At 53.0% G+C, this 11,908-nt stretch carries 7 protein-coding genes and 2 pseudogenes; 5 read left to right on the top strand and 4 right to left on the bottom strand.

What is annotated here, in order from left to right; translation table 11 throughout:
- The coding region (locus GS12_RS21045) for an integrase core domain-containing protein (protein ID WP_034950516.1) at positions 1-181 on the top strand (181 nt) is incomplete at its 5' end.
- Positions 182-228: 47 nt separating this feature from the next.
- Positions 229-411, top strand: a pseudogene (locus tag GS12_RS23710) (YopJ family acetyltransferase); the annotation flags it as partial.
- Between the two features lie 123 nt (positions 412-534).
- Here the strand turns inward: GS12_RS23710 and GS12_RS21040 are convergent.
- Positions 535-867 carry a DNA-binding protein gene (locus tag GS12_RS21040; protein WP_152601464.1) on the bottom strand — a complete coding sequence of 111 codons (333 nt, stop codon included), beginning with the start codon at positions 865-867 and terminating at the stop codon, positions 535-537.
- Positions 864-2,333 carry a pectate lyase gene (locus tag GS12_RS21035; RefSeq protein ID WP_031590806.1) on the bottom strand — a complete coding sequence of 490 codons (1,470 nt, stop codon included), beginning with the start codon at positions 2,331-2,333 and terminating at the stop codon, positions 864-866. The genes GS12_RS21040 and GS12_RS21035 overlap by 4 nt, the downstream gene beginning before the upstream one ends.
- A 200-nt stretch (positions 2,334-2,533) precedes the next feature.
- Between GS12_RS21035 and GS12_RS21030 the strand changes: the two genes are divergently transcribed.
- The 3 genes from GS12_RS21030 to GS12_RS21020 all read left to right on the top strand — a co-directional run bounded on the left by GS12_RS21030 (position 2,534) and on the right by GS12_RS21020 (position 10,412).
- The gene (locus tag GS12_RS21030; protein WP_034950511.1) at positions 2,534-8,218 is read left to right on the top strand and encodes an AvrE-family type 3 secretion system effector; all 5,685 of its coding nucleotides are present in this window, start codon (positions 2,534-2,536) and stop codon (positions 8,216-8,218) included.
- Between the two features lie 55 nt (positions 8,219-8,273).
- Entirely contained in the window at positions 8,274-8,693 is a 420-nt protein-coding gene (locus tag GS12_RS21025) for a type III secretion system chaperone (protein WP_031590804.1), read from the top strand.
- Between the two features lie 798 nt (positions 8,694-9,491).
- Complete coding sequence (locus tag GS12_RS21020; RefSeq protein ID WP_034950508.1) at positions 9,492-10,412, top strand: Rpn family recombination-promoting nuclease/putative transposase; 921 nt, start codon at positions 9,492-9,494, stop codon at positions 10,410-10,412.
- A gap of 59 nt (positions 10,413-10,471) precedes the next feature.
- On the opposite strand, the pseudogene GS12_RS21015 reads toward GS12_RS21020, so the two are convergent.
- Both GS12_RS21015 and GS12_RS23705 read right to left on the bottom strand, forming a co-directional pair.
- Positions 10,472-11,074: pseudogene (locus tag GS12_RS21015) on the bottom strand (DUF2913 family protein).
- 597 nt (positions 11,075-11,671) lie between these two features.
- Positions 11,672-11,908: IS30 family transposase (locus GS12_RS23705; protein ID WP_152601463.1), on the bottom strand; the 237-nt coding region annotated here is incomplete at its 5' end.

Below are 11,908 nucleotides of genomic sequence, written 5' to 3'. Positions count from 1 at the left end.
CGCTTATATTGAGCGATATAATCGTACAGTACGCTATGACTGGCTAGGGCAGTACCTGTTTTCCTCGCTGGATGAATTACAGGACTATGCCACACGCTGGCAATGGTTTTATAATCACGAGCGTCCGAATATGGCATTGAATGGCTACACGCCGATGCAGCATATTCAACGCATGACCTGATTCTACTTATCACCTCCGTTAAAAATGGGAGGATTACCGGCGGCCCTCGTGAAAACGACATTGTCACGAAAGACAAAGGCGGCATGCATGCTGAAACCCTGCTGCACCGCAATCTGGCCTACCGTGCGCAGCGCTTTGACAAAGCCTACAGCACATCGATTGAAGGCTTCCGCTTTCAGGAAATTGCGCGGGCTGGTGAATATCTTGCTATACAAAAAGGCAAAAAGTAGTCACAGAAACTCTGTCAATTGCCTGAAGTTTAATGCAGAAAAAAGCACCGGAGCGAATCCCGGTGCTTTTTTCTGCGCATCAATAATACAGTGCATCGTCTTCTGAACGATGCACTGGCGCAACTACATTCTGCTCCTCGCCTGTTCCAGCTGTTGCAGTTCCAGCAGCTGGTCGGCCAGATAACGGGTGATCCACCAGGCTGTCTGGCCCACATCCGTCTCTGATCCTTGTTCAGCGTGTACGAAATCGGCATACAGACTGTCAACGAATGTGTTCAGATCAAAGCGGCCCTGACGTTGCGGCGTCGGGCGACTCAACACCTGATGTAGCCGCTCCTTCACCTGAGCAATCGCCTGCTGAAAGGCCTGATACTGCGGCGGGGTAAGACGCTGCTGATTATCATCCACCACCTCCACCCAGCGGGTGCCCGGGCGTTGCTGATAAGAGGCCATCATGATGCCATCGCCCTTAATTTCGCTGATGCCGGAACCTTGTAGTGGTTTTCAACGTTGTCCAGTGAGACATCACTGGTATTGACGTTCAGCCCTTCACTGTCGCTTTTCACAAAGGAGAACTTGCCGTTCTGCGCGCTGATATGGCTCAGATTCAGATCCCAGTCGCCCTGCTGACCGCCGTTAGTTCGCACGAAAGTGCCAAAGTCTTTCGCTTTCACATTATTAACGGTCAGGTCGGTATCCGCATTCAGTTGCAGAATTTTATCTGACGCGTTCTGGAAGGTGCTGTTGCTGATTTCAACGCTGGATTTCTTGCCCTCTTTATTAGCCTTCACGGTAATCGCATCCTCGCCAACATTGGTGACATGCAGATTATCGATTTTGGCATCACCGTACAGATGAATACCATCTGCGCCGTTATCACCAATCACCACGTTTTTCAGGCTGGCGCCGTCTTCCAGTTTGAACAGCGGTTTCTGGCTTTCGGACTGACTACCATCGCCCAGTTCTTTCCCGGCGGTGAAGGTCTGCCCTTTACCATCAAATACCTGGCCCGCTGGAACGACGATGGTGTCATGCACCACGTTTGGTTTGGTACTGGCGGTGGGGAAGCCCACATCCTGCGCTGCGCCGGTGCCTGCGCTACCCAGCGGATCGGCCTGAGCGCTGACCGGGGTATGCGTGGTGGAACCCACAGCCGGACTACCAGAAAGCAGCGAAGTGCCACCCTGACCGTTGGAAGCCGATGAGGTGCCGGGAGAGAACCCGCCGCCGAAAGAAGAACCGCCGACAGCGCCGCCGGTCAGTGAGCCGGCGCCAAAGGGAGAACCACCACCTGAACCATCGGCAAGTGAAGTACCGCTAAAAGGAGAGTTGCGGCCCAATCCTCCTCCTCCCGAGCCATCCGCCAGCGAGCCTCCGCCAGAAGAAAACGAATCGTCACTGCCGTCCGGCTGACCAAACTGGCCATTCATGCCATCCATCATCTGAGCAATAAGCTTCAGTAACGCTTTTAGTAACGGATTATTGCTGATATTACCGCCGCCCTGACCGTCAGAACTGAGGCTCTGATCCAGCCCGTTGCTGCTCATATCATTCAGCGCAGACTGGCTGTCATCCTGCGATGCGCCGCTGACGCTGCCGTTCTGACCCGACAGGCTGCCTGCACCACCCAAGCCGGAGAGCAGACTGTTGCCCGATGCGCCATTCGTCCCGCCAGTGTTACCCAGCCCGGATATCGGACTGGTTCCATTAGCATCACTGGAGGAATCTCCGCTCTGGGAGGAGAGCAGTGGCTTTAACAGCTCCGCCAACAGCTGGGCCATCTGTTCAATGGTTTGTTGATCAAAGGGCTGCTGGCCTTGGGAGGAATTTGCGTTATTACCTGTGAAAAGCCCGTGGTTCTCACCCGGCTGAAAATGCCCAAGTGAGTTCGGGATAGTAATGCTAAGTGCCAGACCTGACATGAATTTTCCCCTTAATGAAGGTTAACTTCCCGAGAACATGCAGCGTCAGCTGCCTGTCTTGAGTGGGACGATGGTCTCTAAGGTTCCTGATTTTGTGCGATTAAGGCAGGCTTATTTCGCCTCTGATGGGAACCTGTAGCTTTAGTTCGCTACATAATGTTCATTAATGTTTTACGCGAGATGTTGGACGAGGGCAGGTCATGAAGTTGAGATTGCACGGAACTGAACAGAAAGCCGCAGTGCAGAGCGTTGAGCAGAAGAAGAGCGGAAAAGGGGCCGCACTGAAACAGGGTAGCAGCAGCAGTGCACCGCAGGCCGCTGCCGGATCGCTGGCGACCGATGGTAAAAATCGTGGAAAGTTGCCCGATGTCCATCAACAACCCACAGGGCAGGATGGCAAAAGCGCCGGTCGACAGCAGAAAAAATCGTTCAGCCTGAAAAGCATGTTCGGATTTAAAAAATCCGAGAAAACCTCAGCACAGATCGCCACCTCCAGCGCGGCAGTTCCCGAAGCTGGCCGCACCCGACGTCCCACCCTGGGAGATTTACTGGCAGAGCCTCAGGCAGAAGATGAGCCAGAAACTGCCGCTCCGCCCGCAGCCGCGCGTCTGACCCGTTCCGGGGGTGTTAAGCGCCACAATCTGGAAGATATGAATGGTCGGCCGATGGTAAAAGAGGGCCATAGCGACAGCGTGCCGACGCATCTGAAGCACCAACAGTTCCAAAATTTCAGCCAGATGCGCCAGAACATGCTGAGCAGAATCAACCAGCCTTCTTGCACCACGGCCAGCCAGACGCCGGTCAACATCCCCGGCAGTCACCACGAGATTGAAGAAGAGCCGCTTTCCCCTCTGACTGCGGCCCATATTCCCGGTAGTCACCATGAAATCGAAGAGCTGCCACTCACGCCGCCAGACAGTCCTGAAACCGCGCCCGGTGCGGGTGAAACGCACGGGCATGGTCACGGCCACCACCAGCAAACCGAAGCGCATCAGCCCACTGCCGCCACCTCTTCCGGCACCTCAGAGATTACCGAGGAAGATTACAACAGCGAGTTTGAGCAACTGAATCAACAGCGACTGGCGCGCGAGCGGGAAAACCCTACGCAGCCGCCTCGGCTGGGTGTACCAACGCCAATATCCCGTAAGTTACAGCCAACCCTGTCCCCGATTGCCGAGAGTATGCTGGAAACGGAAAGCAGCATAAAACCGTCGTCCCTGCAGGGACCGTCGAAGCTATCTACCACTCCCATCGATCCACTGGGCATGACGCTGACGAACGGTAAATTGCAGCTAGCCGCCAGCAATCCTAAGGCGATCAATACGTTACTGTCACAAACGCTGGGTAAAGAGGATCAGCATTATCTGGCCCATTCGGCCAGCAGCGATGGTCGTCAACATCTGCTGTTGGACAAGCAGGGGCGGCTGTTTGATATCAAAAGTCACGAGAGCGGCTACAGCGTGCTGCATAATAGCCAGTCCTCTGCTATCAGGACAAAGCTGGCGCAGGTTGGCGACACACCAGTCAGTCTGGAGAATAACAACGGCAAAATTCAGATCAGCATCGGTACTGACGGCAAGAATAAACTGAGCGTCAATCAGCCGGGCGATGTTCACCGATCCCTGCTCAGCGGCGTCTGGCAGCACCCGGCAGGCGGGGCGAAACCCGAAGGAGAGTCGATTTGTCTGCATGACGATAAGATCCATATTCTCAATCCGGAAATTAGCACCTGGCAAACCGCCGGTAAAGAGTCGCATGGCCAGCTTTCCCGTCAGGCTGATGGCAAACTCTATGCCGTGCAGGACAGCCGGACGTTGCACAACCTGTCGGATGATCATACCTCCGAAAAATTCGTCGATAAGATCAAATCCTTTGCCGTCAGTGAGCATGGACAGGTGGCAGTATTGACCGATACTGACAGCCCGCATCATATCTGTCTGATGCCGTCGTCCAGCGCCTCTCCGGAACAGCATGTCCAGTTCAGCCTGCATCTTGCCGATACCATGCAGATGCTGAAACGTGGTGAACCACATCTGGAAGCCCAATCGATTGCTATCAGCAATGGTAAGCTGTACGCCGCTGACAGTGAGGGCAAACTCTACAGCGGCGTGTTATCGCAGGTTAGGGATGGCGAACTACCAATGAAGAGCATGTCACAAAAGGTGCTCAAACAGCATTTCGGACATGACCACCGTATTGAAGGCTTTTTCACTGACAATCACGGTCAGTTGAATGCGCTGGTAAAAGATAACTTCAGACAGCAACACGCCTGCCCGTTGGGCGACGATCATCAGTTCCATGCGGGCTGGAATCTCAGCGACACATTGGTTATCAACAATCATCTTGGCCTGCAAAATGTTAACCCGGAGCCGCATCAGATTCTCAATATGGGGCGTGAAGGCAGCCTGACGCTTCAGGAAGGGAAGGTTCACTACTTCGACCAGCTGACCAAAGGCTGGACCGCCGCAGAATCAGACTGTCAGCAGCTGAAAAAAGGGCTGGACGGCGCGGCATATATTCTGAAAGAGGGTGAGGTAAAGCGGCTGGATATTAACCAGAGCACCTCCTCCATCAGTCAGGGCAAAGATAACTTCTTTACGCTACCGCATGTACGCAACAAGCCGGAGCCGGGAAGCGCCCTTCAGGGACTGGATAAAGCCGATAAAGCTCAGGCGATGGCGGTGATTGGGGTGAATAAATATCTGGCGCTGTCGGAAAAAGGCGACATTCGCTCATTCCAGATCAAGCCTGGCACCCAGCAACTGGCGCGACCAGCGCAAACCCTCAGCCATGAAGGAATCACCGGCACTCTGAAGGATATACACGTCGATAATCAGCAGAATCTTTACGCCGTAAACCACGACGGCGAGATTTTCCATCAGCCTCGTGAGCAGTGGCAGAGCGGCGAGGCTGGCAGTAAATGGCAAAAACTGGCGATGCCGCACAGCGAAAGTGAACTGAAACGGCTGGAGATGGACCATGAAAACCAGCCGGTCGCCACGATGGCTGACGGCACCCTGCATCAGTTGAGAGAGGGGGAGTGGCATGCGCATACCGCGCCAGAGCCTGGGCCGTTGGAAGTAGGCCAACGTGGTTCGGAACAGGTATTTGCCCGTTTAAATCAGGGCCTCAAAGGCCGCCTGATCCCCGGAACCGGCGTGAACATGCAGCTTACTGCGCAGGTGGGCGGGCAGACCGGGATGGAAAACCGCAAAATCACCAGTAAATTTACCGATCGGGTGCGCGCCTATATTTTCAATCCGACCATGGCAATGCCGCGTCCGATCAAAAATGCGGCCTACAACATGCAGCACAACTGGCAGGGACGGCGTGGTCTGGGCTCGGTTTACGAAATGCAGGGCGCACTCATTAAGCTGCTGGAAGCGCACAACGTGCGTAACAGCGGAACGCAAATGGATTTGCACAGCAAAATGGAAGCGCTGGATTTAGGCGAGCACGGTGCGGCACTGCTGAATGATATGAAGCGGTTCCGTGAAGAGCTTGAACATAGTGCCGTTCGCTCGGCCACCGAACTGGGACAGCATCAGGGGGTGTTGAAAAGCAACGGTCAAATTAACGAAGAATTTAAACCTTCAGCCAGCAAGGCGGTGATACAGGGCTTCAACGTTAACCGTTCGGGGCGCGACCTCAGTAAAGCGTTAGAAAAAGCGGTCAGCTCTGCCGCGCCGTCACCACAAAGTAAGTTGCAAACGCTGCTCAGACACTTCGTCAAAGCCGGAGTTAATATGAGTCACCAGAAAGGTGACGTGCCGATGGGGCGTCAGCGCGATCCCAATGACGAAACATCCCTCACCAAATCGCGGCTGATTCTGGATACCGTTACCATAGGCGATCTGCATCAGCTGGCGGATAAGGCGGCACTGGTATCAGGACATCAGCCCGATCCCGACCAGATCAAGCAGTTGCGTCAGCAGTTCGATACCCTGCGCGAAAAGCAGTATAGCGCTAACCCGGTGAAGCAGTTTACCGACATGGGCTTCAGCCATAACGCACCGCTGGAGGCCAATTACGATGCGGTGAAAGCCTTTATCAAAGCCTTTAAGAAAGAGCACCACGGCGTCAACCTGACCACCCGCACCGTGCTGGACACCCAGGGCAACGCGCAGTTGGAGAAAAAATTAAAAGACACGCTGTTGTCGCTGGACGGCGGCGAAAGCATGAGTTTCAGCCGTACCTACGGCGGTGGCCTCAGCACCGCGTTTGTACCGACGCTGAACAAAATCCCGGTGCCGATTGTGCCCGGCGCGGGCATCGCCCTCGATCGTGCTTATAACCTGAGCTTTGGCCGTACCAGCGGTGGACTAGACGTTACCTTTGGGCGTGACGGTGGGGCCAGCGGCACCATCTCTGTCGCCACCGGCCACGATTTGATGCCCTATATGACCGGCAAAAAAAACACCGCCGAAAACGCCAGCGACTGGCTGAGCAAAAAACATAAGATCAGCCCGGATTTTCGTATCGGCGGCAGCATCAGCAGTAACATCCAGGGGACGCTGCAAAACAGTCTTAACTTCAAACTGACCGAAGATGAACTGCCTGATTTTCTGCATGGCCTGACGCACGGCACGCTGACGCCGACCGAGCTGATGAAAAAAGGGATTGAACATCAGATGAAGCAGGGCACCAAACTGGTGTTCAACGTCGATACCTCAGCGGCCTTCGATTTGCGTGCCGGGATTAACATCACCAACGACGGCGCAAAACCTGACGGTGTAACCGCCCGTGTTTCCACCGGGGTAAGCGGTTCGGCTAACCTGATGACCGCCAGACGCGAACGCAGTACGCAAAAAGGCGAGTTTGGCAGCACCGTCGCGGCCAGTGATAACCGTGCGACTTTCCTTAACTCGGCTAACGTCGGGGCCAACCTTACCTTCAGTGTCGGTGTCGCCCACGGTTTTACTCATGATGGCAAGGTCACCGGCAACGCCACCAAAGAGCCGGCTAAATCGGTCGGGACTTTACCGGCCTTTACCTCGACCAACGTGGCGGTGTCGCTGGCGATGGATAACCGCACCACCCAAAGGATCAGCGTGGAGATGAAGCTGGCCGATCCGGTAACCAGCAACGATATCAGCGAGCTGACCGCCACGCTAGGCAAACATTTCAAGGACAGCGAGAGCACCAAACTGCTGGCCGACCTGAAAAATCAGGAAAATCCTGAACCCTCAAAGCAACTGAGCGAGTTACACCGCCATTTTACCCGCAATAAGGTCATCGGTGACGACAGATATGAGGCGGTACGCAACCTGGAACAGCTGGTACTGCGTCAGCAGGCTGCTGAAACCAACGTGATGGGGTTGGGCTCGGCCAGGCACAGTACTTCTTACAGCAATCTGTCCCGGCTGGATGAGAACGGTATTGTGGATATGCTGAAGCAGCATTTTAATGCGGCCCTGCCACCCACTAATGCTACCCGTCTGAGCGCGATGATAGATAACGATCCGGTACTGAAGGGGTTGATCAAACAGTTGCAAAACACGCCGTTCAGTAGCGCCAGCGTCTCGATGGAGCTGAAGGATGGCCTGCGCGATCAGACCGAAAAAGCCATTCTGGACGGTAAAGTAGGGCGCGAGGAACTGGGGCTGCTGTTCCAGGATCGTAATAACCTGCGCATCCGATCAATCAGCGTCAGCCAGAATGTCACCAAAAGTGAAGGATTCAACACGCCGACGCTCTTACTGGGCGCCAGCAACAGCGCGGGCGTCAGTATGGAACGCAATATCGGCACCATTAACTTCAAATACGGTCAGGACCAAGACATGCCACGGCGCTTCACTCTCGAGGGTGAAATTGCTAAAGCCAATCCGGAAGTGGCATCGGCTCTCTCTGAGCTGAGAAAAGAAGGGTTCGAAATGAAAAGCTGATCGCCATTAATCTTTGTTGATCAGACCATTAATCAGTGAACTAAGGAGTCAGAGAATGACAGCATCACAACGGCAGGTTGAAAAATTTCTGCGCTATTTCTCCGAAGGCTGCAAAACTCCATTGCACCTGAAGGACGGGGTCTGTGCCCTTTATAACGACCAGGGGCAAGAGGCCGTCGTGCTGGAAGTGCCGGAACAGAGTGACAGCTTGTTGATGCATTGCCAGTTAACTGAAACTGACCCGAAAGCCTCGCTGACGCTTTATCAACTGTTATTGCAGCTGAACTTTGAAATGGCGGCAATGCAGGGCTGCTGGCTGGCAATGGATGAGCAGTATAAGGTTCGCCTCTGTTTCCAGCAGTCGCTGCATCAGCTTGATGAGGCCACTTTCAGCCACGTTGTTAGCGGTTTTATTGAACAGGCTGTTGAAGTTCGGGGTTTTATCGGGCAAATAAGCAGTTCCAGCGCGGCCTGAAAAAGAGTCTCAAATACCAGGTTCTGGACACTGACTATGATGACAGCGTTCGTGGAGAACTCCAGGAAGCCGTTTAACATTGTCGCAGAGTAACCGCTCAGGAGCTTCTGACACTTGAGCGGCTACCTGATAAATAAGCTGGTATGCCTAGGTTTTTAATCTTTTTTGACATGCCTGGGGCTGCTACAAAAAATTCGCGGTTTCGGGCAGAATGATTTAGCGCCTTATGGGGATATCCTGCGAAGCAAAAAGAACATGTAGAGGGTAAGGAAACAGTAAGGTCCTCTCTGAATGCAGTTCAGCTTAAATATCATGATTTTAGATGGTTGATTTATAACATTTTGGTTTTTTGTGCCGATAGTAGGTGCAGCATAAGTATTTCATAATATTATTGTTGCTTATCTTTAGTTATTCTAAATAAATATTGTTATATCAGGGCTTTAAGCAGGTCGCCCGAAGCTGCATTTCAGGCCTGACTAAAAGCTTATAATACAAATTTGCTATTATGATTTTAATACACAAAATGTAATTTATGTTAAATTAAGGCGGAAATAGCCACATCGGTTCCCTGCCGTATTGACGGTGTTTTATGATTCCATCACTCATCGGGCTATGCGAAGTGCGACGAAGAATGATTATGCTTCGATTATTAGAGATCGTACGATGAAGCAGTATATCCGAAAAAATAAAAAATAATCCGAACGGCTACCTGCAGGCATTGCCTATCTGTTCGCCATCAATACAGACGGTTTTCTGCCTGTGGTAACATACAGCGGTTATTTTTCAGAGCCGGAACTGATGAAGAAGAAGAAAAACCGCACACCTACTCCTCACGATGCCACGTTCCGGCAGTTTCTGACCCACCCGGATGTCGCCCGTGATTTCATGGAACTCCATCTGCCCGCAGAGCTGCGTGCTATCTGTGACCTCAGTACGCTAAAGCTGGAATCCGGCTCGTTCGTCGAGGATGACCTGAGGCAGTACTTTAGCGATGTGCTCTACAGTCTGAAAACCACAGCCGGTGAGGGTTATGTCCACGTGCTCATCGAGCACCAGTCTTCACCCGATAAACACATGGCTTTTCGCCTGATGCGTTATGCGGTGGCTGCCATGCAGCGCCACCTTGAGGCGGGCCATAAGAAGTTGCCACTGGTGATACCCGTGCTGTTCTATACGGGTAAACGCAGCCCGTACCCTTACTCCACCCGGTGGCTGAATGAGTTTGATGAGCTGGCGCTGGCAGGCAAACTCTACAGCAGCGCTTTCCCGCTGGTTGACGTTACCGTCATTCCTGATGATGAAATCGCCGGCCATCGCAGCATGGCCGCCCTGACCCTGCTGCAGAAACATATTCATCAGCGGGACCTGGCAGAACTGACTGACCGGCTGGCGCCCATTCTGCTGGCCGGCTATCTGTCTTCATCACAGGTGATATCGCTGGTACACTATATTGTACAGGCAGGCGAAACAGCCGACGCCGAAGGTTTTGTACGCGAACTGGCACAGCGTGTGCCGCAACACGGAGACGCACTTATGACCATCGCACAACAGCTCGAACAGAATGGCATCCAGAAGGGTATCCAGCTAGGCAGGCAGGAAGGCCGAAATGAAGGCAAGCTGGAAGTTGCCCGTACCATGCTGCAGAACGGTCTTGACCGTAATACCATCATGAAAATGACCGGACTGACTGAAGACGACCTGGCGCAGATCCGCCACTGACTTATTTAGCGGCCTCTCCGGCCGTACTGCTGAACCACCAGGTACAGCCGCCCAGGGGCTCACTGCCCCATCGTCAGTTCATATTTTTCTGCCGTCAGCACATAAAGCCCGGAATGCCCATCAATAGCCATCTGCCATCCACAGCGGTTAAGAAGCGTTTCCAGCCCCTGCACGGACCCGGTTAGTCGCGCGATCACCGGTGCGACCTGCTGGCCGCCATCGTTGAATGCAGCATCCAGGCTGCTTCGGGACAGATAAATTCCGTTTACGCCAGCGTTCAGGACGGCGGCATGCCTTCCCGACCACTCCCGGTCGCTGAACAGCCGGTAAGCCCAGCACATATCTTTCGCCATCTCCAGGGCATATGTCAGACGGAACAGGTCATTCTGCCGGGACAGCTCGCCTGTACAGGAGCGCCAGAGATAGTCGAGCTTGCCGGCAAGCTTTGCGGCAACGCCATATTGGCGTCCCTGTTTCAGCAGCCACTCAATGTCGGGAGCCACCTCACGGGAAAAGCGACGCTGTTTAAGGGCGGTCGCCAGCCAGCGTGTCAGAAAGAGATTTTCCTAAGCAGCGGAAAAAACGGTACCGTCCTGACGTGCAAGTGCAAGGGCTGCCAGAGCGCACCAGGCCAGATGACCGGATTTTTGTGTGAGCGTCACTGCAGTCTGTCCTCTGAATAAATCATATTTGCCATTCTAACCGTGCTTATCTACGCAATAAATCCTGTGCGGGTAAATTTACTTAGATAATGGTAACACACCAAAGATTGTGCTCTGTATGGCGTGCAGCAGCATGAAGGCGCCGAATGATTTCCTGAACAGAGTACACTGGGCAGACGGCGCCGTACGCCCGGTGTAGCCGGTTAGGGTCAGATAAAATGCGCTACCCAACTCTTCTTATATCTGCTGAGATGAGTGAAGTACATGTCTGCCCTGCTGCCGGGATTTTTCCACTCGTCGGTTTTTTTATTAACTTACCGATTACGCTTGCGACTGATTTTTAAGTAATTAATATAAACAGTGTTGTGTCATAGGTGAGCGCTTCTACCGCTCAGTGAAGGGAAGATGTCTGACGGGATTGTCTGGTTCTTCCTCACAAAGTAGAAAACTATATAGAAGCACAATACGCTACCACCGCGTTTTGTAACTGCCCTCCTCGGAGGGCAGGTATTTTTTTATGATAAACACTAAAAGGTTATTAACTCCCGCTCTTGGCACAAAAGCACGCTGGTTAAATGTCTGCTATGAGCTGTGAGTTCAACTGATGGACGCAACACACTTATTGAACCGTTCTGCGGGTGATTCATAGTCTAGCGTTTTTCTCGGTCTTTCGTTGAGCTGTCTGGCAACGCTGTTTAGTCTCTGCTGACTGTGAACCGATAAGTCAGTTCCCTTTGGAAAATATTGTCTTAGCAACCTGTTCGTATTTTCATTTGAGCCACGTTGCCAGGGAGATTGAGGATCACAGAAGTAAATCTGGATGTCTGTTGCTAC

The sequence above is a fragment of the Erwinia oleae genome (genome assembly GCF_000770305.1).
GTDB lineage: Bacteria > Pseudomonadota > Gammaproteobacteria > Enterobacterales > Enterobacteriaceae > Erwinia > Erwinia oleae.
Note: the sequence above shows the minus strand (reverse complement) of the source record. Positions and strands in the feature narration are given on the sequence as shown.

Bases quoted from the DNA above. Each gene is read 5' to 3' on its own strand.
- GS12_RS21035 (WP_031590806.1), bottom strand. From the start codon at position 2,333: ATGTCAGGTCTGGCACTTAGCATTACTATCCCGAACTCACTTGGGCAT.
- GS12_RS21040 (WP_152601464.1), bottom strand. From the start codon at position 867: ATGATGGCCTCTTATCAGCAACGCCCGGGCACCCGCTGGGTGGAGGTG.
- GS12_RS21020 (WP_034950508.1), top strand. From the start codon at position 9,492: ATGAAGAAGAAGAAAAACCGCACACCTACTCCTCACGATGCCACGTTC.
- GS12_RS21030 (WP_034950511.1), top strand. From the start codon at position 2,534: ATGAAGTTGAGATTGCACGGAACTGAACAGAAAGCCGCAGTGCAGAGC.
- GS12_RS21025 (WP_031590804.1), top strand. From the start codon at position 8,274: ATGACAGCATCACAACGGCAGGTTGAAAAATTTCTGCGCTATTTCTCC.